We start from the raw sequence: 22,218 nt of genomic DNA, 5'->3' as shown, positions 1-22,218 counted from the left end.
TGTATGCTTTATTTATTTTTTAAGAATATAGCATTATTTAGAATATATATTACATATAAATCTAAATGGACAGCTCTTACAAGAATCTCCTTTAATAGGCGGCGGTGTTTGGCTCTCTAAAACGCTCCTTATATCCTCGAGAATACTCACGGCGTTTTCTCTATACTCCACCCTCTCTACCTTGTTCCTATAGACGAGGTAGCCGAAGCTCGACCTCAATAACTCTATGTATATCTGCAGTTGTTTCACGTGCGATTCGCGCGAGATCATCCCGCTCTTTATCTCGACGGGTATCAACGAGCGACCGCGTTTGAAGACCAAATCGACGACGCCAACCATGTCGTCGACCTCTATCTTGTACTCCGTTATGACGTCCTCTTTAATCGATAAGGCCCTCTCGTACCTCTCGTGTAGAAGGCGGCCCTTTACCAAGGCCACCAACGATCTCCTCGTCAACAGCTTCTTCCCGAGCTTGGCTTGTAGCCAAAGCAGACGGGGGCAATACTCGTAGTCGTTTATCATGGACGGGGTTATCCTCTTGAAGTCGTACCTCACTGCGAATATATTAGGCCTCAAGACCTCCACCTCGTCGGTTCTCTCGAGCTCCCTAAGCGCTTCGTCAAAAGTCAAATACTCCAAGTCGTCGCACTTTACGGCCCTACAAAGCGGCGGAGGTATAAGCACCGCCTTCAGTTTCTGCCCTATTTAATAAGTTGGCTTATCTTGCCTAATATCCTCGTGGGGCCGTTCCTGAAGATGAACCTCTCGCCGTAGGGCACGGCCCAGGGCCGCGATAGGCTGAGCACCACCTCGCCCATATCGCCCATCATGAGGACGCCCTTGTCTATCCAGGTTATCGTGGCGGGGGCCCTTATGGACTTCACGTGCAGGACGCCAGTGAAGCCGGGCCTTATCGCCGTGGGGTGCCTCAACACTATCACGTCTGCTTTTATCTTGACTGCGGACTTAAGGGGCTCTGCGGCGAGCGCCATGCCCTTGCGGACGTCGTCGAACCCCTCTATGGCCACGGTTATGTATTGACCTGCGCTGGCCGAGCCGACGGGTACTCTGTTTATTTGTATCGATTTAACTCTGACGGGCCTCCAACTGCCGTCATCGAGGGGGCCTATAAGCGCTTTTTGGCCCACGGCGAGCCTGCCCCTCTCGAGCAACCCTCCTACGACAGTGCCGACCCCCTTCACCTTGTATATCTCCGATATATAGAGGAGCGGGTTGCCATCGTTCGGCCAACGTAATCTCTTCGGCAATAGCGAGAGGAACAACTTCAGCTTATCGAGGCCTTCGCCGGTGACGTTGGAGACTAAGAATATAGGCGCTATACGGCCGACCGGCATGCTCTTAGCCGCCACGACCACGTCGCCATCGCTTTTTACGATATACGGGACTTTGCTGATGCCTGGAGTTTTGAGCAAGTTCAATACGTCGTCTAGCGTCCTCTCGAGGACCTCCTTGGGGGTTATGTCGATCCTCGTGATGGCTACGAACACCGGTATGTTCATGGCGATGGCCACGGCTAAATGCTCCTTCGTCATCTTCTGCACCCCGGAATTAGCGGCGACTACAAGCATGCCGTAATCGGGCGCGTTGCCCAAGATCCCCCTTAGGGACGTACGGAGATAGCCCTCGTGTCCCCCCACGTCGATGAACAAAATGGCCTTATCCGAGTTGAGATAAACAGCGGCCTCGTCGAGGGGATCGGGCAGATCCACGTTGACGATCTCGTACCCCTTGAAGCCCAAGAGGCGCGTGGACACAGACGACGTCCTGCCTGTTAGCACCTCGTGTTTAAAACGCGCTGCGTAGGCCCTCGCGCTCCCTCTGCCGTCGTCGAGACGGCCGGTCACGAGGACTCCCACTAGAGTGGACTTACCGGCGTCGACGTTGCCCAAGGCCACGACGTGTATTACGGGAGGCGGCTTGTCCTCGCCGGCCTTATTCCTTATTAGGACCTCGGCCACCTTGCCCCTTACGCCGTCCCCCAGCCTCACCAGGTACGCCACTGCGTTTATCCTCTCCGCGGCCTTCCTTATAGCGGCCAGTGCCTCCTTGAGCTCCTCCTCGTTGAGGCCGAGCGGTCTACCGTCGTCGGATACGCCGATTATGTAGAGCGCCTCGCCTCCTCCCTCCACGAGCCTCCTCTTCATCTGACCCGCTAGATGGTCTATATCGACATCTTTAATTAGCAATTTGTATTCTATATTCCCTTCCTCGCTCTCTGGAGGATACATTACACCGAATTTAAAGGGAAAAAGGCCTTTTTTAGTCTTTCCCTTAAGCTCAAAACGGAAAGAGGCCCGTCAACACTATGCCCGTGTATGCGTTAACTAACACTATGGCGAACGCGAAGACCACCGACAACGTGTTGAGCACCTTTATCAGCGGGTTCAGACTAGGCCCTGATGTGTCCTTAAACGGATCGCCGACCGTATCCCCCACGACCGCCGCCTTGTGTTGCTCGGTCTTCTTAAGGCCTTGTAGCTCTATGTACTTCTTGGCGTTGTCCCACGCACCGCCGGCATTGGCCATCAACAACGCGCGCGGCACGCCCGACACCACCGCGCCCATGATCAAGCCCGCTAGGGCTTGCCAACCAACGAGCAGGCCTGTGATCAACGGCACAACGATTACTACAAGGCCAGGCAACAAGAACTCGCCGAGCGCCCTCCTTGTGGCTATGTCGACTACCTTGGCGTAGTCGGGCTGTTCTTTCCACTCCAATATCCCTGGCCTCTCCCTGAACTGGCGGCGTATCTCCTCCACTATCTCCATGGCCGTCCTGCCGACTGCCCCCAAAGTCCTGCTGGTGAAGAAATACACTATCATAACCCCTATAAATGCGCCGATCAGCACATTGGGGTTTATAATGGATATCTTGGATATGGACTCCGTGAGCAACGTCGTGATAGATGTCCCGAGTATTTGCGCCATCGACTTCATTATCTCGAACATAAGCGCTATGAAGAGCACTAAGGCCGCCAGCGCGGCGCTCGCTATCGCGTATCCCTTAGTGGTCGCCTTTGTCGTATTGCCGATGGAGTCCAACACGTCGGTGACTTCCCTAACGCTGTCGGGAAGCCCCGCCATCTCGACGACCCCGTTTGCGTTATCGCTGACGGGGCCGTAGGAGTCCGCTGTGATTATTATCCCGGCTATTACCAACAAGCCCACGGACGCCAGCGCCGTGCCGAAAATACCGGCTAGATAGGGGCCGTATCCGCCGAAGCCGTTGACATGGAAGGCGAAGAAGCCGATTGCATAAGACACGCCTAGCACTGCTATGATAACCAACAAAACGGGGACCGCACTAACGAGACCGACGGAGTATCCAGTTATTATCACAGTAGCCGGGCTTATCTTCGCTTGCTCGGCTATCTGCCTGACCGGTCCGTAGTTGTACGAAGTGAAATAGTCGGTTATCTTAACCACGAGCGGCGCCACGATGGCTCCCAGAGACACCGCGATGGCCATGGCCAACGCCTCGTAGGGGCTCAAGCCGAGCGAGAACGAGCCTACGAAGAACAAGACGACCGAGAGGCCTATCGTGGCGTAGATGGCGAGGCTTATCGAGCTCATGGGGTTTCTGACGTTCTTAGTCTTGAGCAGATTAACGCCGACGAAGGTCGCTATCAAGGCCAAGGCTGCCATTAGGATTATGCCGTGTATCAGCGTTGTGGATAAGCCCAAGATATAGGCGAGGAATATAGCGGCCGTCACTGTCACTATATAGGACTCGTAAACGTCGGCGGCCATGCCGGCCACGTCGCCTACGTTGTCGCCGACGTTGTCCGCGATGACCCCGGGGTTTCTCGGATCGTCTTCGGGTATCCCCGCCTCTATCTTGCCGACTAAGTCAGCCCCTAGATCTGCGGCTTTGGTGTATATGCCGCCGCCCACCCTCATGAAGAGCGTCACTAAACTCGCGCCGAAGCCGAGCGCCACCAGCGGCGTGGCCCACTCTTGAGGGGCTATCCGGCTGAAAAGCATATAGAACCCGGATATGAGGAGCAAGGCGACGCTGGCGAGGGAGAGGCCCATCACGGCCCCTGCGCGCCAAGACACTTGTAAGGCCTTGCCCATCCCCCCTGTGGCCGCCGCCTGCGCCACGCGCGAGGCCGATCTAGTGGTCACGTACATCCCCAAGTAGCCCGCCAACATCGAGCCGAGTGCCCCGACGACGAACCCTATGGCCGTTAGCCCAGGCAACCCCCTCGTCCTGTCGATTGCGAAATATATGGCAACGGCCAAGACGACCAAGAGCGCCGCCAACGTCCTATACTGCCTAACGAGATAGGCCCTCGCCCCCGTCGCTATGGCGTTAGATATAAACACCATCTTCTCCGTGCCGGGGTCTTGCCGAAGAACCCACCGCGCCAAATAAATCGCGTACAAAATCCCGAGCGCGCCGGTAAGTAAGCCTATAATCGGTATTATCGTCATATAGCCTATTATCATCAACCTCTTTAAATATTTTATTAACGGATAGATCTGGTTGAACTTAGAAATTATGTTTATTTATATAAAACTATTATATTTTATTAAATTATTTATAAAAATAAATAATTCTATTTTATTTAAAACTTTTAATTATACGGTGGAGATGTCATGAAGGGGCATAACTTAAAATACCCAGCGTTCCCCCTCCAGTGCCTCTTGAACGTATAGTCGAGTTCAGGATAGCGGCCCCCGTGGACGTCCTCCCAGACCTTATCTTGTTTATCGGAAAGGCGGGGGTAGCTATGTTCGAAGAGAGGCCTCAAAGGCTCGCGAGGCCTAGGGACCCGGTTATATTACACGGTATAAAGAAACTTGACGAAATATTATCGTTTATCTTACAGTATTATCAACCAAAAATCATATCATTACCAAAACAATCCTTATCTAGTTTACTTGAAAATATTTTAAAAGACCTTAGTCCTTTGCTTGAAGACGTCGTCAAGCTCTCCGCTGAGCTACAGGAGCTGAGGCAGAGGTATCAATTGGCCGTCGCTCTGCGTCAATTGAAGGGCTTAAAGATCCCCGAGATGGAGGCTCTAGAGGCCTTAATAGTGGTGCCCGGCAAACGCTCGGCCGAAGTGCTCAACTTATGTAGAGATATAGGGGCTGTTGCCATAACGGTCGGCGATGCCATTATAGTATCCATCCCGAAAAATAAGGTTATACTTCTGACGACAAGCCTTTCTAAATTAGACGTAGCCGTGTTGAGGCCTAGGGAGCTAGACTCCTTGGAGGAGCCCGACGTCGTAGCGTCTAAGATCAATAATATACAGAATCGCATAAAAGAAAATATATATAAATATGCAAAAATTATTGATTTAGCATATACTTTAAGATATACATTTTCTTTAGTAATTGATACATTTAATAAATCTGCGTTGTCCGAGGGGGAAGAGACCGGCCACCTCTTCGCGTCGTTAGGCGCTGAGATAGAGAGGTTGAAGTCCGAGGTACGCGAGCTCTCCGCCATACGCGACGTGCTCGCCAACTTGAAGACCAGCGGCGTGAACAACGCCCGCCTACCAGACGGCTTCGCTCTATACGCAGTGCTCGAGGAGCCGTCGTCGGCCTCCGAGGTCAAGATAGGCAACATAACTGCGTATATTGCCAGAGATGGCCTAAGGGGCGTCAAGGTGCCGGCGCAATATCTGGAAGACGTGGGGTCGTCTCTTAAAGTCGTCGAGGAGACCTTGAATTCGATAAGGAGGTCCCTCAATAACCGCGAAAAAGAGCTCGAGGGCTTGGAGAGAATATACAAGGAATATTCCGTTTATGGAGATAAGAATTGGACTTTACATAAAGATATAGGATCTATTATATTTTATGTAAGAGAAATAGACGTAGCAAAAATAGATGATGTTCTTACAGATTTCGTTAAGACGATGTCGGTAAAACTTGATGTAATAAGGAATATACGCTATAAGTATTTCCACGACGTGCCTGCCGAGAGGAGGCCCACGTTGGAGAAGTTCCCCTCGCCCATAAAACAAATAGCGAACAAGATCGTGTATATGTACGGCATTCCCGGCGCGACCGAGATCAGCCCGTCGATACTAGTCGCCGCGCTCTTCCCGATATTCTTCGGCTGGATGTTCGGCGATCTGGGCCACGGTCTTTTGCTATTTCTATTTGGGCTATGGCTGTACACGAGCCTTTTCGGCGGCAAGTACAAGGACTGGGGCGTCATATGGATTGTCGCTGGCGCGTCCTCGATGTTTTTCGGCGGCGTGGTCTACGGAGAGCTTTTCGGCTTCCCGTTGTCGTATTTGGGATTACACTGGGATGGCCTAGTGCACATGTTCCAGCCCGTGGTGGGCCCCCAGATGGGGACCGCCGTGGAGGGCGAGGGCATATTCGCCAACCTCTTCCTAGCGCTTTTATTCGGATATTTGATAATGGCCGGCTCGTTCTTGCTTAAAATAGCCAACTTCGTGGCGAGGGGCGAGGGGGATATGGCTCTCGGAATCGGCGTCCCTATACTGCTGATATACATATCGGCTGGCATGATAGTATTCGGGCTGCTCAAGTCCGTGTTGCCCATGCCGGCCCCCTTGGCGAGCGCTGTGAGCCTCCCGTGGATCTACGTGCTCGTGGCGGCCATAGTGTTGTTGATAATAGGAGCTATGGCGCTTATGGTCAAATACAAGAACTACGAGGAGTCGCCGCCGATAGGGCTCGAGATGGCCGTAGGGCTGATTGAGGGCGTCTTCGGCGGTCTCGCCAACGTGCCTAGCTTCGCCCGTCTCATGATATTGATACTCATGCACGGCATATTCACTAAGCTCTCCATGGGATGGGCGCTCGCGGTGGCCGCCTCGGGCAACTTAGCCGGCGCCGTGGCCATAGCTGTTGTATTCAATATACTCATAGCCGTCGGCGAGGGCTTTATGTCCTTAGTGCAATCGCTACGCCTCACGTTCTACGAGACCTTGAGCAAGTTCTACGAAGGCAGAGGTAGGTTGTTCGTCCCTCTCGTTCTGCCCTAAATGAGGATCATAGCCGAGCTGCCTCCATCGCTCTCTAGAGAGATATTAACATATAGAATTCGCGCTATTTCTCAGTACACCGAATATGTGGACGTACCGGACTCGCCCATGGGCAAGCCATCAGCCCACGCCATGGCCATCGGCGTTCTCGCAAAGGAGAGCGGGCTCACGCCGATTGTGCATATGCGGATCCGGGACTTGAACCTTTTGGCGTACCGCTCCCTACTTGGGGCCATGAAGCTCTTGCGGCTGGAACACGTGGTTTTATTGACCGGGGACCCGCCGTCTGTGGGGCTACCAGTCGACCACATCTCGACGGAGTCGGCTGTACCTATAGCCAAGGAGTACAGGCTCAGAGTGGGCGTCTTGTTGAGCATGAGGAGGAACTACGCCGAGCGGTTGAGAATAGGGGCGGACTTCTTCTTGGTTCTGAACTTAGAGGCGCCCTCGTCCCTCAAGGGGTTGGAGTCGTTCGAAATATATCCCTACCTCCTTGTAAGAACTGAGAGGAACTCCGAATTGTTGAGAAAACTGGGCCAGCCCTCTGTGAGGCTGGAGGCGTTAAGGGGCTTCGTAGACGAGCTAGGGCCTTACGCCAAGGGCGTCATAATCTCGGCGCCTGGCGACTTCGAGGCCGAGCTAGCCGCGCTTTCCTTGACGACTAGGAAATAGGCATTTCTCGCTCAGCAACCTCACATCTCTGTAACCCAATAAGTAAGCGCCTTTGACGAGCTTGAGTTCGTCTAGGTCCAAGAAATAGCACGGAGCCTTCGGCACCACGGCCACGCGCCCCTCCTTGAGGATATAAATAGCATTTCTGCTCTCGCCTACGACTAAGCCCTCGGTCTTATGCCCGCAGTTGACGACTCTTACCCTCCTCCCGAGGAGGTCTACGCAACTCACTTGGCGGACTCCTCGCGCTCTATGGTCAATATCCTCGCTATGGCCCTCCTTATATACCTGATCCTGCCGGGGTTCTCCACTATTCCTCTGGACCTCTGGGTCTGTAATTTCACGTATTCCGCGCGCAGTTGTTCCAGGAGCTTGAGTCTATCCTCTCTGCTTAGTTGTCTGAGAGATTTGGCGTTCAACTTCTTTGGAGTAGACGACATGTCGGCATTTCCAAGGGCTATTTTAAAACATTTACTGGCTCTGGGCCTCCGGCCTCGTGGGCGGCTTGAGCTTAAACTCGTCGGCGAATCTGGCGCTCGCGGGCGCTATGGAGACCCTTATCCCGTAGATGCCGGGCTTCAGAAGCACGTGTATCGTCGCGTATCTCATAGTCCTCATGGAGTCGTAGCCGGTCTTGTAGACCTTCCCCACCTTGTATTTCTCGAACTTAGCCCTCTCGGTCGAGAGCTTGCCGCTTATGACCAACTCGAAGCCCTTGGCGCCGGCCTCTACGACTTGCCTCACGGCGACGAAGGCGACTCTGCGGAATCTCACGCCCTTGGCCATCGCGTTCGCTATCCTGTAAGCCATGACCTTGGGGAACATCTCGGGCACATCTACTTTGGATATATCTATGACGTCTATCTGCGGGTTCTCAACGCCGAGTTTGGACCCGAGTATTTGGCTCAGCTCCTTCACAACGGCGCCCTTCTTCCCTATTATTCTGCTGGGCCTCTCCGCGTATATCACTATTCTAGTGCCCAAAGGCGTTTTGAGTATCTCTGAGCTGACGTAGCCGAGCCTTGACAGCTTGTACTCGAGGAACTCCTTTATCATCCACTTCTTCACGTTGTCTTGCAGTATCTTCTTATACACGGCGAGCCTTCTCCCTTGCTGGGACACGGCCTCTTCGAAAAGCCCCCATATTAAAGTTCTCTCCTCCACGCGACCTCGTAGGCTTTTAAGCTCCCAATTCGGCTGGCTTGTGATGACGACTCCAAATAGGCGGAGATTGCCGCATCACCCCTTGCTGATGCGCGAGCGGGCCCTTATCTTAGACGTAGGCCGAGGCTTAATCGCATTACTGGCGTCGAGCCGTATACCGTCGGGCTGAGGGGCAAGCGGCTGTGCGGCCCGCCGCCAAACTGTTCGCCTCGTCGCGTAAGGCTAAAAAGGCACTCCCTCCTTTAGCCACCTAGCGGCATCGATAGCGTAATAAGTTATTATCAGATCGGCCCCGGCCCTCTTTGCGCCGAATAACACCTCCAGCGCCACCAAGCGCTCGTCGAGATATCCCGCAGATGCCGCCGCCTTTATCATGGAGTACTCCCCCGATACGCTGTAGGCGGCTAGGGGCGCCCAGGGGAATGTCTCCTTAATCAGCCTTATGACGTCGAGATACGCTAAAGCCGGCTTAACCATGACGATGTCCGCGCCTTCTTCGAGATCCAACATCACTTCCTTAATAGCCTCCTTGGCGTTGCGAGGGTCCATTTGGTAAGTCCTCCTGTCTCCGAACTTAGGCGCTGAGGATGCGGCGACTCTGAACGGGCCGTAAAACGCCGAGGCGTATTTAGCAGAATACGCCATTATGCCTACGTCCTCGTAACCGGCTGCGTCTAGAGCTTGGCGTATTGCCTTAACTTGGCCGTCCATCATGCCCGAGGGCGCTACGAAGTCGACGCCTGCTTCTGCGTAAACGACGGCCTCCTTGGCGTATATCGAAATAGTCTTGTCGTTGTCCACTTGCCAACCCTTTTCGTCCCTCGCCACAACGCCGCAATGGCCGTGGTCGGTGTATTCGCACAAACACACGTCGGCGAAGAGCAAAACCTTGTCGCCGAACGTCTCCTTGAGCAGCCTTATCGCGCGCGGCACCACGCCTTGAGGATCGTAAGACGCCTTGCCCTCCGGATCCTTTAACTCGTCCGGGAGGACTCCGAAAAGTATGAACTTATTTACGCCTAAGCTCAAGGCCTCCTCCACGTGGTCCACCAAGGAGCGATCCACCGGCCATCTGAAATAGCCCGGCATCGAGGTTATACGCTCCCTCTCAGCGCCTTCCTTGACAAATATAGGCATAATGAAATCGCCGGGATCTAGCGACGTCTCGGCCACGGCATCTCTAATAATCCTATTCGCCCTCAATCTCCTGGGCCTAATGGTGGGATAGGACAACTGTATCTGCATGTCTTAAATGAATCTAGTTAATATTTCACGCGCCCTTCTGAGCGCTCCCTCCGCATCGCCGCTCTTGACGAGTTCCATGAACTCGTCATCGTCCACGAGTTCTTGGTAAAATTTCAATCTATTCTTAATATCATTAATAGATATTTTTGCTTCTTTCTTAATAATGGAATAAACTTTAAAAAAGATGGGTATCCAGCTATTCCTTATACACGTCTCTATCACGTCCAAGGCCATACGCGCAGGCGCGCCGGCGGCGCCCTCGCTGGTCGTCGCTATCTTCAAACCTTCGACCTCCTTAAAATAAGGCACGACCACGTGAGTCCTCGAGGCGTCCGTGGCGTCGTTCACGAGCTTACCCATGGAGCTAGCTATTTCGAAGAGCTTTTCCGCAAGACGTTCGTCGTTGACCGCTATAACCACCAAATCGGCCCATTTTATATCCTCTACGGGATTGTATAAATTAAGGTCTACGCGCTTGATCTCGATGCCCGAGGACTCGAGCTCCTCGCTTACCTCCTTAGCCAGGACTCTGACCCTAGCACCAGCCGACGAGAAGAACTTGGCGCGCCTCGTCCCCACCGACCCTCCGCCGAACACCACCACCTTGAGCCTCGAGGCCTCTACCCATAAAGGGATCCTCATGACAAGATCGTGGATTTATCGTTTAAACCGCTCTAACTCCTCCAGGGCTGTTCTATAAGCGCTTTCCATAGTGGCCTCGGGGGCGGTTAAATGGGGAATCCCCAATTGAGCCAATTTGCTGGACGTCACGGGGCCTATGGCCACGACTACTTTCCCCCTCAAGTCGGCGTTCCTTGCGATCTCCTCGGCTACCATGGAGCTCGTGAGCACCACGGCTTGGGATCTCTGAACCGCCTCAACGGCCTTCGTTAACTTAAAGCGGTCGATCCTTATCTCGTAGACGGGCACCTCTACCACATCGGGGAGGAGGCTCCTCAACACGTCGTTTCCTCTGTTAGATCTCAACACGACCACCTTCCCCGGGGCCAACTCCCTTATCAGACGCGCTACGCCGTAACTGCTGTACTCGCGCGGGATCACGCAATCCCCAACGGCTGCTGCGGTCGAGGGCCCAACGCAGATCACGCATTTGAACTTGCGTTTAATCTCGCCGAGGTTTATCGCTTGTGCGACTATCGGGCTCATCACGACCAAGTAATCGCCTTCGGGCACGAGGACGTCTTCGCGCATGATTATAGAGCCTATCGCCACGCACATAGCGCCTCGGGGACAAGGACCCTCCTTTAGCCTCACTATAGTCACCGACATAGCGCCCCCCTAGCCCTCAGCCCTCTTTCCACTACCTTTCCCACAACTATTATAGCCGGATTACGCACTGGGCCCAAGGCCCCAAGCGTAGTGGCCTTGAAGTTCTCGTCGTCGAAATAAGCCGATTCTATGACGGCTACGGGGGTATCCGGCGGCAGCCCTCCGGCCATGAGCTCCTCGGCTATCTCCCTCGCCGAGGCGGCGCCCATATAAATTATAATCGTGTCCACGCTGGTTGCTAGCTTCTTGAAATCCACTTGTCTTTTGCCCTTAGAGGGGTCCTCCTTACCTGTGACGAGGGCCACGGAGCTAGCCGTGCCCCTCACCACCGGCGGTATGTAGTACTTAGCGGGAGCAGCGATGCCGCTGGTGATGCCGGGAACGAGCTCGCAAGCTATCCTCCTCGATAACAAGTACTCGCATTCCTCAAAGCCGCGGCCGAAGATTAGGGGGTCTCCTCCATGTAGCCTCACAACTGCATCGAATTTCGTCGCGAAGTCGTACAACATGAAATTTATCTCAGATTGGCTCGGTTTATCGGGGCCGGGCCTCTTACCTACGTCTATAAGTAGGGCTTGCGGCTTGGCGCGCGACAAAAGGCTCTTGGGGATGAGCCTATCATATAATATGACATCGGCGGTCTCTATAAGCCTCAGCCCCTTGACTGTGATAAGTTCGGGATCGCCCGGGCCGGCGCCTACTATATAAACCTTGCCCACGAGAATCCGTCGACGTATATTTTTGAACATTGGGTCAATTGCCGATAAGCGCCGTGGTCCTGCCAAGGGGCGGTCTTGTATCGAGCATACAACGGTTCTACGAGGGCGTAATTATTATTATACTGAGGAATTAAACTGTGGCTTTAGTGGCATCCATAGGGAACTTGAATTATGATATATATATCAAAACGCCGGAGCTCCCTGGTTTAGACCAATCCGTAGACGCCATAGATATATATACTGGGGGCGGCGGATCGGCCGCTAACTTCGCTGTGGCTATAACCAAGATGGGCCATAAGGCCAGATTCTTGGGATCTATCGGCGATGATGTCATAGGCGACATGATCCTGAAGGAGCTGGCCGCGGCAGGAGTCGATGTTTCTTTTGTCAAAAGGGTGAGCGGGGCTAGATCGGGAGTTGTCGTGGTGATAGTCCATCCAGACGGGGGTAAGCGCATGATAGCCTACAGAGGCGCTAATATGGGCCTCTCCCCCGACGATATAAACGAGGCCTCCTTGGCGGGGGTAGAACACGTGCACGTGGCGAGCGGCAGGGTGGAGCTCATACTCAAGGCCAAGGAGGTCGCCAAGAAGCTCGGGAAGACGATATCGGTGGACGGAGGCACTGCGTTGGCTAGGAAGGGCCTCGACGTGGTCTCGAGGGCCCTCTCAGGGGTCGATGTGGTCTTCATGAATCAAGCGGAGGCCAAGTTGTTGGCCAGCTCGTCGGATCATAGAGCTGCTATAGACGTCATAGCCAAGAACTTGGCCGTCAAGGAGATCGTGGTGACGTTGGGGGACAAGGGGGCGATGGCGGTAAGCGATGGTGAATTCATCTACGTAGACGCCTTCCGCCTCCAACCCATCGACACCACGGGGGCCGGGGATACGTTCGCCGCGGCGTATGTGGCTGCCAGGCTGGCCGGGCTCTCGCTCTACGAGAGGTTGCTCTTCGCCAACGCGGCCGCGTCTATCAAGGTCTCAAGACCCGGCGCGCGCTCCTCGCCGAAATTCGCCGAGGTTGTCGAGTTCTTGAAGTCCTTGGGCTATAGAATTATGGATTAAACTTTAATAGAAACAAGAGCTCTAGATCGTGTCGGCCGCCAGAGAGCCGTGTCTAGGGCCTAGATGCGTCTACGGCCCAAACGGCTCCTCTCTCTTCAAGTGCGGGAAGAAGGCGTTGAAGCCGATGATAAGGGGGAACAAGATAGTGTTCTGGTGCACGTGGCTAAACGACGAATGTATCGGCGCTAAGTGCCAGTACGCGTATTGCGAGGCGCGCGCCTTGACGCCGGACGGCTTCTGCACTATCAAGGCTAAAGGAGGCGAGGAGAGGCGCATCGATATAGTGGTCGAGGCTAAGAAGATGGAGAGCGAGGTGAAGAAGATAGAACACCACTTGAAGAAGTACGGCTTAAAGGACTACCTTTGAGGGCGTTTCTATTAGCCGCGGGGCTCGGCACGAGGCTGAGGCCGCTGACCTATTTTGTCCCGAAGCCCTTGGTGGTCGTAGGGGGCAAGCCCATAATAGACCACGTCATAGCTTGGCTCAAGGCGAACGGAATAGGCGAGATATACGTGGTCGGGCACTACATGCAGGACTTGCTGAGATCGTACCTCAAGGAGCGGCACCCGGACGTGGTCTTCGTCCCCTCCAAGAAGTTGTTGGGGACTGCGGGGCAACTCTACTACGCCAAGGAGTACTTCGACGATGGGCCCATGCTAGTGGCGCCTAGCGACGTGTTGACCAACCTAGACGTTGGGGAGGTCTTGAGGTTCCACGAGGGGGCGCCTGCGTTGCTCACTATAGTGGGACAAGAGGTTGAGGCGTCGTTGAGGTTCGGCGTGTTAGATGTTAAGGATGGGAGATTAGCGGCTTGGAGGGAGAAGCCCAAGTTCAAGCACGTGGTGTCCACTGGCATATATCTAGTGGAGGGGCTGGTTTTGCAAAGTCTAGAGGAGAGGTACTTGGACTTTAACGACTTCGCGCAGTCCCTCGCGCCTTACGTGGCCGTTTACGTATCTAAGGCCAAGTTCTACGACGTGGGCGCTCTGGAGGACCTCGCCAAAGTCCGCCAGCTAGGCGTAATAAATATATAACTCTACACAGTAGGCGCTATGAGCATATGCCCTGCTCTTAGGAGAGTCGAGGGCGGCTTTGTCTGTGGCTACACGGGGAAGCCCGTGAACCCCTTTGATTGGTACTGCATAGGCAACTACGCCGAATGTCCCGTCTACGTGAGGTACAAATCCCAACAACCGACAGCCGCTCAGACGACTCGCCAAGAACAGCCGCAGGTAGTACAATTAGCCCAAGTAACGCAAGCCGAGAGAGCCGAGGCAGATTTCGACAAGGCCATAAAACCCGTCGTGGACAACGTGGTTATGAAATACGACGAAGTGTTGAGGAAACTAGACGAGGCTTGGCAAGGCTACGAGTCGTCTGTGCTCAGCTATAAGAGGCAGTGGGAGGTGGAGAAGTTAGTGGTGAAGAGGTCCATAGATCTGCTCGCCTCGACGATAGCCAATTACGAGAGGGCCTTGAAGGAGCTGGAGCTCAAGAGGGGTCTGATACCCGAGGAGCAGTACGACAGAGTCAGACGGGAGATAGAGGAGAAGCTCGAGGGGCTTAAGGCTCTTCTCAATGATGTGGAACAAAGGTATAGCTCTATCGAGGAAGTCCTCGATAAGCACTTCAAGAGGGTCCTCACGACTTCGACGAACGCCGAGGTCATAAACCTCAGAGTGTCCTTGAGCAAGCTCGACGAGTTGTTGAAGGAGGGCAAGATCTCTAGAGAGGCATATGAGAGGCTCAAGAAGGAGCTCGAGGATATATTAGTATGAGCGTCGACGTAGCATACGTGGCCGTAGGGGAACTGGATAGGCTTTTGTCCCAATACGAGGAGAAGCTCAAGGGGGTCGAGGACACTTGGAGGGCGTTTGTCGAGGCGTCACAAGCGCTTAAGGGCTCTTGGGACAGCGATCTGGCAAGGGCCAAGATAAGGCTAGAGCAGATACAAGGCGTCGTGGCCGAGCTGGCGCGAGAGTTAGAGGTATTGTCTGCCAAACGCGAGCTCGGCTTGATATCTGAGGAGGACTACGCGAAGCTGGCCGATGAGTCCAGGAAGAAGATGGCCGAGCTGGAGGAGAGGGCGAAGGCTCTCAGGGACAGAATAGCCCAGATAGACGCCAGAATTAGATATGCTTGGGCCCGCTCGTTGACCAAGGAGAAGCTGGCCGGGCTGGACCTAGTGGCGTTGGAGAAGAGGGTAGAGGACGCCTATTCGGCCGGCGCGATAGATCAAGAGACGTACGCCAAGTTCAAGCTAGAGATAGCTGTCATGAAAGCGGTCTGGGAGATGTTGAACGTCCTCGAGCCTACTCAATAAATATCGGCGAGCCCGAGTACTTGGCCTCCTTGATCCTCTGAAGCCTCTTGGCCATCTTCACGGCAGCTTCCACGGCCCTTCTGGCGTATTCCTCCACCCTCTCGAGCGCTTGGATTCTGTTGGCGCCGGGCCCGATGACCCCAAGTGCAACGGGTTTGCCGCTCTCGACAGAGATGTCGAGGATCTTGCGGGCTGCTTGGTTGGCCACGAGCTCGTCGTGTTTAGTAGCGCCTTGGATGACGGCTCCGAGCACGGCCACGGCGTCTACGTCGTCCTTCTTGACCACCTCTGCTAAAAGCGTCGGCACGTCGAAAACGCCGGGCGCCTTCACTACGTAGGTGACCTCTGCCCCTAAGAACTTCGCGTGATCAAGCGCTTTTTGTAACATGAGCTGGGTTACGTCGTAGTTAAACTCGGCCACGACCAACGCTAACTTGACCATATCACCGAGAGCTACTTCGCTATTTATGCGTTGGCCTCCGCCAATTGTGCGAAGATATAGCCCCCAATGAGTGCTGGTTAAAATCCGCCACAGAAAAATATAAAAATAAGTGGTAGGGTATGAATATGCCGGAGGGCGTGAAGAATAAGATATATCAATTCCTGGCGCAGAACCCCGGAAAGGAGTTCACGGCCGAGGAGATAGCTAAGGCCGTCGGGGTAGACCGCGTCGCAGTAGTAAAGGCGCAACTGACCAGACTCAAGAAGGAGGGCAAAGTGGAGGAGACCGTCGACCATAGGTACAAAGCGAAATAATAAAAAGGCAAACCTTTTTTCCTTACGTGGAGGTCCCCTCCGAGGTTTTAGAGGCCCTAAACAGAGTCAAGGACAGTATAAGCCGCGTGGGCGAATCTGTGGAGAACCCTCAATTAAGGGCGGCCATAAGGTACTATATAGAGACTCCCGGAAAAATGATAAGGCCATTGATGCTCCTCTTGTTCACGTACGCGTTGGACCCCCAGAAGCTCAAGGACGATAGAATAATAAACGCGGCGTCCGTGCTGGAGATACTCCACATAGTGTCCTTGCTCCAAGACGATGTGGCTGACCGACATGACACAAGGAGGGGCGTGAAGACGCCGCGCGTTATATACGGGGACGGTATGTCCGTAGTTGCCAGCGATTGGCTCATAGCGGAGGCCGTGGAGAGGGCGGTCGAGATAGGCTTCGACATCGTTAAGTACCTAGCCGATATAGCCAAGAGGCTCGCCGAGGGGCAAGCGCTCGACTTGATAGGGAGGGAGGCCGCCGAGCTCAAGACGGCGCCGCTGATCGAGGCGGCCTTCGTGATGCCCTCCATGATACTCAAGAGGAGGGATCTCCTAAAGCCTGCGGCCGCGCTGGGTAGACTACTCGGCGTATTGTACCAGTACTCGGACGATATGGCGGACGAGGGGATGAGGAGGGATATGAGCCCTATCGTAGAGGACATCAAGAATGTCGTGAAGACGCTGAGGAGAACGCTCGGGGAGAGGATATCGCCGCTCGAGAAGTTCATAGAGGCCATCTTGGCGAGGGCTCTGGAGGGGACCTTGACTACTATGAAGTTATAGCTCCCTCGTCGTCTGCGTCCAGCCCCCGCCAAGCGAGGGGCCTTATGCGATCTGCCGAGGGCGACGGCCGCTGGATTGACGGCCGGTCATGGACGAGGGCGTAAGTGGCGGGCCCGGCGGGATTTCTGGGCGGCGATGCCTGAACCCGCGACCTACGGCTCCGCAGGCCGCCGCTCTATCCTGGCTGAGCTACGGGCCCTGGGCCTTGGGCGCGTCGGTATTTAAAAGCGTTTCCGCCTAGTCCTTCTTGGCGAGATTTTCGGCGCTCGTGACCTGTGGGTCCATCGCGTGAAATTTTTAAGCACCCATAAACTAGTTCACGGGGCCGTAGTCTAGCCTGGTAGGACGCACGGCTCGGTGCGGCCCCAACCCAGCCGCGAGCTAGCCCGTGTGATCCCGGGTTCAGGCATCGCCGCCCAGAAATCCCGGCGGCCCCACCAATTTTCATTTTTCTCGGATGAGCTCGCGTCCTTGGGCCTCTGTCGCTGGGGACGGACCGTGTGTCATTGGCTTGGATAATAGGAGGATTGATCGAGCGGGCCCGGTGGGATTCGAACCCACGACCTACGGCTTAGGAGGCTCGGCGGACGCGGGGTCCACCGCCGCTCTATCCTGGCTGAGCTACGGGCCCAGCGACTAAGTATGCGAGATTTTAAAAGCTTTGAAGCGCAGATCTGCAGTGCATCCTGGGGCTCATCGCCTCTTTTGTTTACGTAAACTCGCCTCTTCCTAATCCTAGGCTATATAAGAACGGTTAATCCGGATATCGTGCAAGAGGTCTATTATCAAATAAACAAAGCAAGACGTATCGTGAGAAGACTAATCGCCGAGATGGCCTACATGGGCCTAGTAGGCACTCTAGCGGTGCCTCCCTTCGGCATTTTGAGGCGCCCCCTAGTCGCCGTGTTGACGCCCGAGATGATGTCGGCCCTCGCGCTCGGCATATCCGGCGATGAGCCCGACGTGGCCTTGAACTCCATGTTGGGAATTAGGCTCGGCGGCATGCCAGCTTGCGGCATATTGAAGTACTACGAGCTGGAGGCCCTCTGCCGTCTGTTCAAGGAGCGCAGAGAAAGCCCTCTCTACTCTATAGTAGACGTTTTAGCGCCTCATTTAGGAGTCCTTCTATCTAGCTTGGGCTTGCCTGAGGGCGATCTGCTCATAGCCGCATATCGAGTCCTAGAGGGCGAGGCCAATCAAGCCGAGCAAGCGCGTTTGTTCAAACAGTACGATGAATGGGGGCTCTACGCCTACGTCAACGTTCGACATAGCGGGCCGAGGCCCTAATGCGGGCGACCATTCCGCGTACCTCCTCGGCGAGATCTCCCAACACTTCCGAATAGCCCTCCCAGAACGACTCCTTGTACTCCTCGGCTTTATCTCCGTACGTGTCCAGTATCCTCAAAAGCACGTTGACGTCCCTGGCGTACTCCAACGCGGCTCTCCTCCCCCCTCCCTCGACGAAGTACCCCAAGCCCATGTCTATTAAGTAGGGCCTCACGCCGTTGCGGTAGATGATATTTGTCAAGGCTAAATCGCCGTGGATTATCCCGGCCGCGTGGAGCCTCCCCGCTAAGGTCCCCACCTCCCGCATCACATCTCTGCCGCCCTCTAGCATCTGCTTAGCCGTCGGCCCCTCTATATACTCCATGACTATCAAGGCTTTCTCCGCGTCGAAGAAATATATCGCGGGGACTGCGATGTCCGAGTCGTGGGCTCTCGCCATGAGCCTCACCTCGTTGAGCGTCCTTCGATATCTGATGAGCTTGTCCAGCTCGGGGTCTCTATAAGGCTTGGGCTTTCTGTGCTTCACGACGGCCTTTAACCCGAACCAGTCGACTACGTAGAGATCCGCCTCAGCCCCCCTCGCGATCAACATCACGAGGCGGCTTGGAGTGATCCATATATTTCTCCACGACGATCGGTTTATATCATTCCACGTATAGCAACGCGTGGCTTGGGTCCTCTATAGGCCAGACGCCGTGGCCGTGTGGAGGGACCCGATCGTGAGGGAGAGGCTCAGCTGGTATTACGCGGTCATGCGCAACTTAGCGCCGGCCAAGTTCCACATAGCGGCTAGGCTCGAGGCCCCCAGCGATTACGCATCGATGGAGGACGAGGGGCTGTGGAGAATACACGACGAGCTGGGCCGCGCCTTCGACGAGGAATGGGCCCGGCAGAGGGATAGGCCAGATATATCGCTTACTCGCGGCGATATGCCTCGGGCCTCCCTCCTCGACGTAAAGATAGAGCTGGCGAAGAGGCAACTGAGGCGTTGTGCGCTATGCGAGCGACGTTGTGGCGTGGATAGGACCGCCAAGAGGGGCGCTTGTCTCCTAGACGCTAGACCTCGCGTTGCCAGTTTCTTCCACCACTTGGGCGAGGAGGCGCCGTTGGTCCCCTCGGGTACTGTGTTCTTCGCCGGTTGCAACTTCCGTTGTGTCTATTGCCAGAACTGGGACATATCGCAGAGGCCCGAAAACGGCGTTGAGACCACGCCGAGCGCTTTGGCAGCGATACAGATCAAGCTGAGGGAGGAGGGGGCGCGCAACATAAACTGGGTCGGCGGCGAGCCTACGCCCAATATCCCTTTCATCTTGGAGTCGTTGAGGGTCCTCGCCAAACGCGGAGTCAACGTCGCTCAGTTATGGAACTCCAACATGTACCTAACGCCTGAGGCCTTGAACTTAATGCTGCACGTCATCGACATATGGCTTCCCGACTTCAAATACGGCAACAATGTCTGCGCCTTGAGGTACTCGATAGCCCCTAGATATTGGGAGGTGACCACGAGGAATCTCTCCGTGATATGTAGGAGGGGGGAGGATATCATCATACGCCATCTAGTGCTTCCAGGCCACGTCGATTGTTGCACAAGGCCGGTTCTCAAGTGGATAGCGGAGAACTGCCCAAGGGCTCTCGTCAACGTCATGGACCAATATCATCCCGATTATTTAGTCCCCAAGCTGGCCAAATACGCCGAGATAAATAGAGTCGTCTCAGAGGAGGAAATTAGGAACGCATATAAGTACGCAGACGAGCTCGGGCTAGTTTGGAGGCCCGTAAGCTGAGCGCATCGCGCCGGAAAGCTTAAATTGAGATTGTATAGGCAGATAAGGGCCCGTAGCTCAGCCAGGTAGAGCGGCGGTGGCGTAGCCGTCGAGGCTTTTAACCCGTAGGTCGTGGGTTCGAATCCCACCGGGCCCGCCTGCCTCAGAGTCCTTTCAGTATTTGCGCCAATAGATAAAGCAACACAGCCCCAACGAGTAAGCTACGGCCAGTATATCTGCTGAGCCTGGAGAAGTATAGAAACGCTCCTACCATGGCCATTATAACCGCGACGACTTCAGATATTTTCGTTATGTAATACTTCAACGTGTATTCGAGGTTCGCCAGAAAATATGTTCCGTAGCCTAGCCATTTGTTTATTACATTGTTCACGCTATCGAGTACGCCGATTGGCGTCGTGGAGTTAGTGGCGTTGAGCGTCGCTGCGTGGATCGCCACGGCCAGTAGCAATATCGGCACGAGCGACTTCACGAATACCCCAGCTCTTTAAAAACACCTACTCCACCTCGAGAAACCTCCCTCCGAGGCGTATCTTGACCTTGATGTTCTTAGCCGATCGGCTCTTGGGATGTACTCCCTCCTCGGCGTAGACGATTGAGCCGTCGTCCTCTACGTACTCGTGGGGAGACGCCGTCGTCAAGGCCTCCCGAAAGACCCTGGCCCCTATCTGGAACAAATCCTTGGACTTGCTTCTGCACACATGCACGGGAACTCCCTCTATCATGTCCATGAGCCTTCTCGCGGATTCTATGCTGCCGAGGACGAAGCCGTCGCCTATCCTATAGCCCAAAGCGCTCAACGCCTCTATGTTGCTCTCGGAGACGTCCAGCTCGTTTACGTTGACGAAGTCTATTAAGCCCAGATGCGCTAACGCGTTTATGGCCTCGGCCATCTTCGCCTCCAAACCCGGCACAGCCGGCACCTCGACCCCAACTGAAATACCGGCGTATTTCAAGGCGGCTATGTAGGGCAGTTTTCCTTTCGCCTCGCCCCAGCTTATTAAGTGTAGCCTCACTTCGTCCAAGCCCGAGTTCAAGAGGGCGTTCGCCGTTGTTTTGTTCAAGCTAGTCGCTCTAGTGTATAAGTGTATGTGGAACTCGCGGCCAAACGCACTCTTAAGCGCTCGGGATATCTGGACGACCCTTTCGGGCACCTCGAGGGGGTCGCCGCCAGTTATGGCGGCTCCCGCGGCGCCCGATCTGGCCACCTCCTCCACTACCTCATCCACCGAGCGCACCGCGACGTCGTTGACGTACATGACGTCCTTGCCGAACCTCTCCCTGCTTACTGGACAATAGAAACACCTATATCTGCACAGTCCGGTCACGAACACGACGGCCTTTGCGCCCACTAGGCAGAGGTCGCATCCCTCCGCTAGCCGGCCCTTGTGTATGTTATAATACACGGGCACGCCCCGATTCGATATTAAAAATCCTTAATATATATCCCATGGGCGAGGAGGTAAGGGAGGAGAGAGGCGAGGTGCGGTCGGAGCTCATAACGAGAGAGGGAAGGAGGTTCGTCCTCATAAGGTGGAACACTGGCAAGACCTCGGCGGGTAGGCTCTTCGGGCGCTTCGGCCCAGGCGGACGCCCCGAGTTCTTCAAGTTGCTCTTCGGCGCCGTGGCGGGCTCGCTTAGGGAGCAGTTCGGCCCCGACGGCGAGAACATCTTCGCCAGGATCAGGGATTCCGATAAGTTCAGGGAGAGCTCCAAGGAGCTCTTCGACGAGCTGAAAAAGTGGTTCTTCGAGGAGGCCGTGCCCAAGTACAAGCTAGAGCGCGGCGATATCTTCATGCTCACCACTGAGCTCCTTCTCGATCCGGAGACCGGCGAGTTGACTTGGAATAAGGACAAGACCGAGCTGGTCTATTGGGTGCGTAGCGATAGGTGCGGCCAAGCCGTTGCGCCGGATATCGAGGCGTTGAGGAGGGAGAGGGACGAGTTGGCCAAGGAGGTGGAAAAATTAAGGGCTGAGAACGAGAAATTACGGAGAGAGCTCGATGAAGTTAGGGAGAGGCTCAGACAGATAACCAATCTGCTGAGATAGTTTAACTAATTCCTTTTTTAAAGCACATCTCCGCGTTTTCATGGAACGGGTGGCTATACCCCTTAAGT

At 54.7% G+C, this 22,218-nt stretch carries 26 protein-coding genes and 4 tRNA genes; 14 read left to right on the top strand and 16 right to left on the bottom strand.

From position 1 onward, the window contains the following. Positions 1-33 precede the first annotated feature (33 nt). The 3 genes from cas4 to ACZ5PA_RS03770 are packed head-to-tail and all read right to left on the bottom strand — an operon-like array spanning position 34 to position 4,458. Entirely contained in the window at positions 34-684 is a 651-nt protein-coding gene (gene cas4 / locus ACZ5PA_RS03780) for a CRISPR-associated protein Cas4 (protein ID WP_464930944.1), read from the bottom strand. 17 nt (positions 685-701) lie between these two features. After that, positions 702-2,249 (bottom strand): GTP-binding protein, encoded by a 1,548-nt coding sequence (locus ACZ5PA_RS03775; RefSeq protein ID WP_464930943.1) that lies wholly within the window; start codon positions 2,247-2,249, stop codon positions 702-704. Between the two features lie 49 nt (positions 2,250-2,298). Beyond that, complete coding sequence (locus ACZ5PA_RS03770; protein WP_464931274.1) at positions 2,299-4,458, bottom strand: sodium-translocating pyrophosphatase; 2,160 nt, start codon at positions 4,456-4,458, stop codon at positions 2,299-2,301. A 479-nt stretch (positions 4,459-4,937) separates the two neighbouring features. Between ACZ5PA_RS03770 and ACZ5PA_RS03765 the strand changes: the two genes are divergently transcribed. Beyond that, the gene (locus tag ACZ5PA_RS03765) at positions 4,938-7,001 is read left to right on the top strand and encodes a V-type ATPase 116kDa subunit family protein (protein ID WP_464930942.1); all 2,064 of its coding nucleotides are present in this window, start codon (positions 4,938-4,940) and stop codon (positions 6,999-7,001) included. Between the two features lie 87 nt (positions 7,002-7,088). After that, positions 7,089-7,673, top strand: coding sequence for a 5,10-methylenetetrahydrofolate reductase (locus ACZ5PA_RS03760; RefSeq protein ID WP_464930941.1), 585 nt, complete (start codon positions 7,089-7,091; stop codon positions 7,671-7,673). On the opposite strand, the gene ACZ5PA_RS03755 is transcribed toward ACZ5PA_RS03760, so the two are convergent. From ACZ5PA_RS03755 to cobA, 7 genes are all read right to left on the bottom strand, one after another. Beyond that, on the bottom strand, positions 7,641-7,904 hold the full coding sequence (locus ACZ5PA_RS03755) for an RNase P/RNase MRP subunit p29 (RefSeq protein ID WP_464930940.1): 264 nt from the start codon (positions 7,902-7,904) through the stop codon (positions 7,641-7,643). The genes ACZ5PA_RS03760 and ACZ5PA_RS03755 overlap by 33 nt on opposite strands. Next, a complete protein-coding gene (gene rpmC, locus ACZ5PA_RS03750) occupies positions 7,901-8,113 on the bottom strand; it encodes a 50S ribosomal protein L29 (RefSeq protein WP_464930939.1) in 213 nt (70 codons plus the stop codon). Before rpmC ends, ACZ5PA_RS03755 begins: the two co-directional genes overlap by 4 nt. Positions 8,114-8,144: 31 nt before the next feature. Next, positions 8,145-8,795, bottom strand: coding sequence for a 30S ribosomal protein S3 (locus ACZ5PA_RS03745; RefSeq protein ID WP_464931273.1), 651 nt, complete (start codon positions 8,793-8,795; stop codon positions 8,145-8,147). Positions 8,796-9,059: 264 nt separating this feature from the next. Next, on the bottom strand, positions 9,060-10,082 hold the full coding sequence (gene hemB / locus ACZ5PA_RS03740) for a porphobilinogen synthase (protein ID WP_464930938.1): 1,023 nt from the start codon (positions 10,080-10,082) through the stop codon (positions 9,060-9,062). 3 nt (positions 10,083-10,085) lie between these two features. Continuing rightward, positions 10,086-10,724: a precorrin-2 dehydrogenase/sirohydrochlorin ferrochelatase family protein gene (locus ACZ5PA_RS03735; protein ID WP_464930937.1), complete on the bottom strand. Its 639-nt coding sequence runs from the start codon at positions 10,722-10,724 to the stop codon at positions 10,086-10,088. Positions 10,725-10,739: 15 nt separating this feature from the next. Continuing rightward, on the bottom strand, positions 10,740-11,372 hold the full coding sequence (locus tag ACZ5PA_RS03730; protein ID WP_464930936.1) for a uroporphyrinogen-III synthase: 633 nt from the start codon (positions 11,370-11,372) through the stop codon (positions 10,740-10,742). Then, entirely contained in the window at positions 11,363-12,091 is a 729-nt protein-coding gene (gene cobA / locus ACZ5PA_RS03725) for a uroporphyrinogen-III C-methyltransferase (protein ID WP_464930935.1), read from the bottom strand. The genes ACZ5PA_RS03730 and cobA overlap by 10 nt, the downstream gene beginning before the upstream one ends. A gap of 137 nt (positions 12,092-12,228) precedes the next feature. Here cobA and ACZ5PA_RS03720 point away from each other — a divergent pair, with 137 nt between their 5' ends. From ACZ5PA_RS03720 to ACZ5PA_RS03700, 5 genes are read left to right on the top strand one after another with little or no spacing between them, the layout of a single operon-like run. Continuing rightward, complete coding sequence (locus ACZ5PA_RS03720) at positions 12,229-13,155, top strand: carbohydrate kinase family protein (RefSeq protein ID WP_464930934.1); 927 nt, start codon at positions 12,229-12,231, stop codon at positions 13,153-13,155. 28 nt (positions 13,156-13,183) lie between these two features. Continuing rightward, positions 13,184-13,522, top strand: coding sequence for a hypothetical protein (locus ACZ5PA_RS03715; protein ID WP_464930933.1), 339 nt, complete (start codon positions 13,184-13,186; stop codon positions 13,520-13,522). After that, positions 13,519-14,190: a nucleotidyltransferase family protein gene (locus tag ACZ5PA_RS03710; protein WP_464930932.1), complete on the top strand. Its 672-nt coding sequence runs from the start codon at positions 13,519-13,521 to the stop codon at positions 14,188-14,190. Before ACZ5PA_RS03715 ends, ACZ5PA_RS03710 begins: the two co-directional genes overlap by 4 nt. An 18-nt stretch (positions 14,191-14,208) precedes the next feature. After that, entirely contained in the window at positions 14,209-14,934 is a 726-nt protein-coding gene (locus ACZ5PA_RS03705) for a hypothetical protein (protein WP_464930931.1), read from the top strand. Next, on the top strand, positions 14,931-15,479 hold the full coding sequence (locus ACZ5PA_RS03700; protein WP_464930930.1) for a hypothetical protein: 549 nt from the start codon (positions 14,931-14,933) through the stop codon (positions 15,477-15,479). The genes ACZ5PA_RS03705 and ACZ5PA_RS03700 overlap by 4 nt, the downstream gene beginning before the upstream one ends. Here the strand turns inward: ACZ5PA_RS03700 and ribH are convergent. Further along, on the bottom strand, positions 15,469-15,921 hold the full coding sequence (ribH, locus tag ACZ5PA_RS03695) for a 6,7-dimethyl-8-ribityllumazine synthase (RefSeq protein WP_464930929.1): 453 nt from the start codon (positions 15,919-15,921) through the stop codon (positions 15,469-15,471). The two genes, ACZ5PA_RS03700 and ribH, sit on opposite strands and share 11 nt — an antisense overlap. A 125-nt stretch (positions 15,922-16,046) precedes the next feature. Between ribH and ACZ5PA_RS03690 the strand changes: the two genes are divergently transcribed. Both ACZ5PA_RS03690 and ACZ5PA_RS03685 read left to right on the top strand, forming a co-directional pair. Continuing rightward, positions 16,047-16,235 carry an HTH domain-containing protein gene (locus ACZ5PA_RS03690; protein ID WP_464930928.1) on the top strand — a complete coding sequence of 63 codons (189 nt, stop codon included), beginning with the start codon at positions 16,047-16,049 and terminating at the stop codon, positions 16,233-16,235. Between the two features lie 26 nt (positions 16,236-16,261). Beyond that, positions 16,262-17,032, top strand: coding sequence for a polyprenyl synthetase family protein (locus ACZ5PA_RS03685; protein WP_464930927.1), 771 nt, complete (start codon positions 16,262-16,264; stop codon positions 17,030-17,032). A gap of 105 nt (positions 17,033-17,137) precedes the next feature. On the opposite strand, the gene ACZ5PA_RS03680 is transcribed toward ACZ5PA_RS03685, so the two are convergent. Beyond that, positions 17,138-17,231: transfer RNA gene (locus tag ACZ5PA_RS03680), tRNA-Arg, on the bottom strand. 122 nt (positions 17,232-17,353) lie between these two features. Here ACZ5PA_RS03680 and ACZ5PA_RS03675 point away from each other — a divergent pair. After that, positions 17,354-17,472 (top strand) — tRNA-Pro (locus ACZ5PA_RS03675). A 96-nt stretch (positions 17,473-17,568) separates the two neighbouring features. On the opposite strand, the gene ACZ5PA_RS03670 is transcribed toward ACZ5PA_RS03675, so the two are convergent. Beyond that, positions 17,569-17,663: transfer RNA gene (locus ACZ5PA_RS03670), tRNA-Arg, on the bottom strand. A gap of 137 nt (positions 17,664-17,800) precedes the next feature. Here ACZ5PA_RS03670 and ACZ5PA_RS03665 point away from each other — a divergent pair. Beyond that, positions 17,801-18,319, top strand: a complete 519-nt coding sequence (locus ACZ5PA_RS03665; RefSeq protein ID WP_464930926.1) for a hypothetical protein — start codon at positions 17,801-17,803, stop codon at positions 18,317-18,319. Here ACZ5PA_RS03665 and ACZ5PA_RS03660 read toward each other — a convergent pair. Further along, positions 18,288-18,911 carry a KEOPS complex kinase/ATPase Bud32 gene (locus ACZ5PA_RS03660; RefSeq protein ID WP_464931272.1) on the bottom strand — a complete coding sequence of 208 codons (624 nt, stop codon included), beginning with the start codon at positions 18,909-18,911 and terminating at the stop codon, positions 18,288-18,290. The genes ACZ5PA_RS03665 and ACZ5PA_RS03660 overlap by 32 nt on opposite strands. 73 nt (positions 18,912-18,984) lie before the next feature. Here ACZ5PA_RS03660 and ACZ5PA_RS03655 point away from each other — a divergent pair, with 73 nt between their 5' ends. Together ACZ5PA_RS03655 and ACZ5PA_RS03650 are read left to right on the top strand one after the other, a co-directional pair. After that, positions 18,985-20,103: a radical SAM protein gene (locus ACZ5PA_RS03655; protein WP_464930925.1), complete on the top strand. Its 1,119-nt coding sequence runs from the start codon at positions 18,985-18,987 to the stop codon at positions 20,101-20,103. A 46-nt stretch (positions 20,104-20,149) separates the two neighbouring features. Continuing rightward, positions 20,150-20,239 (top strand) — tRNA-Lys (locus ACZ5PA_RS03650). Positions 20,240-20,245: 6 nt separating this feature from the next. On the opposite strand, the gene ACZ5PA_RS03645 is transcribed toward ACZ5PA_RS03650, so the two are convergent. Both ACZ5PA_RS03645 and ACZ5PA_RS03640 read right to left on the bottom strand, forming a co-directional pair. Beyond that, entirely contained in the window at positions 20,246-20,572 is a 327-nt protein-coding gene (locus tag ACZ5PA_RS03645; RefSeq protein WP_464930924.1) for a hypothetical protein, read from the bottom strand. Positions 20,573-20,597: 25 nt separating this feature from the next. Next, a complete protein-coding gene (locus tag ACZ5PA_RS03640; protein ID WP_464930923.1) occupies positions 20,598-21,512 on the bottom strand; it encodes a radical SAM protein in 915 nt (304 codons plus the stop codon). Between the two features lie 38 nt (positions 21,513-21,550). Here ACZ5PA_RS03640 and ACZ5PA_RS03635 point away from each other — a divergent pair, with 38 nt between their 5' ends. Then, positions 21,551-22,150 (top strand): transcription factor, encoded by a 600-nt coding sequence (locus ACZ5PA_RS03635; protein WP_464930922.1) that lies wholly within the window; start codon positions 21,551-21,553, stop codon positions 22,148-22,150. The last annotated feature ends 68 nt before the right edge of the window (positions 22,151-22,218 follow it).

It is taken from the genome of Thermoproteus thermophilus, from assembly GCF_055392855.1.
This window is presented reverse-complemented; position numbering and strand designations above follow the sequence as displayed.

Excerpts from the sequence above, each read along its gene's own strand:
- ribH (WP_464930929.1), bottom strand. The coding sequence starts at position 15,921 with ATGGTCAAGTTAGCGTTGGTCGTGGCCGAGTTTAACTACGACGTAACC.
- ACZ5PA_RS03775 (WP_464930943.1), bottom strand. The coding sequence starts at position 2,249 with ATGTATCCTCCAGAGAGCGAGGAAGGGAATATAGAATACAAATTGCTA.
- ACZ5PA_RS03700 (WP_464930930.1), top strand. The coding sequence starts at position 14,931 with ATGAGCGTCGACGTAGCATACGTGGCCGTAGGGGAACTGGATAGGCTT.
- hemB (WP_464930938.1), bottom strand. The coding sequence starts at position 10,082 with ATGCAGATACAGTTGTCCTATCCCACCATTAGGCCCAGGAGATTGAGG.
- ACZ5PA_RS03635 (WP_464930922.1), top strand. The coding sequence starts at position 21,551 with ATGGGCGAGGAGGTAAGGGAGGAGAGAGGCGAGGTGCGGTCGGAGCTC.
- ACZ5PA_RS03770 (WP_464931274.1), bottom strand. The coding sequence starts at position 4,458 with ATGACGATAATACCGATTATAGGCTTACTTACCGGCGCGCTCGGGATT.
- rpmC (WP_464930939.1), bottom strand. The coding sequence starts at position 8,113 with ATGTCGTCTACTCCAAAGAAGTTGAACGCCAAATCTCTCAGACAACTA.
- ACZ5PA_RS03660 (WP_464931272.1), bottom strand. The coding sequence starts at position 18,911 with ATGTTGATCGCGAGGGGGGCTGAGGCGGATCTCTACGTAGTCGACTGG.
- ACZ5PA_RS03730 (WP_464930936.1), bottom strand. The coding sequence starts at position 11,372 with ATGTCGGTGACTATAGTGAGGCTAAAGGAGGGTCCTTGTCCCCGAGGC.
- ACZ5PA_RS03705 (WP_464930931.1), top strand. The coding sequence starts at position 14,209 with ATGAGCATATGCCCTGCTCTTAGGAGAGTCGAGGGCGGCTTTGTCTGT.
- ACZ5PA_RS03690 (WP_464930928.1), top strand. The coding sequence starts at position 16,047 with ATGCCGGAGGGCGTGAAGAATAAGATATATCAATTCCTGGCGCAGAAC.
- ACZ5PA_RS03735 (WP_464930937.1), bottom strand. The coding sequence starts at position 10,724 with ATGAGGATCCCTTTATGGGTAGAGGCCTCGAGGCTCAAGGTGGTGGTG.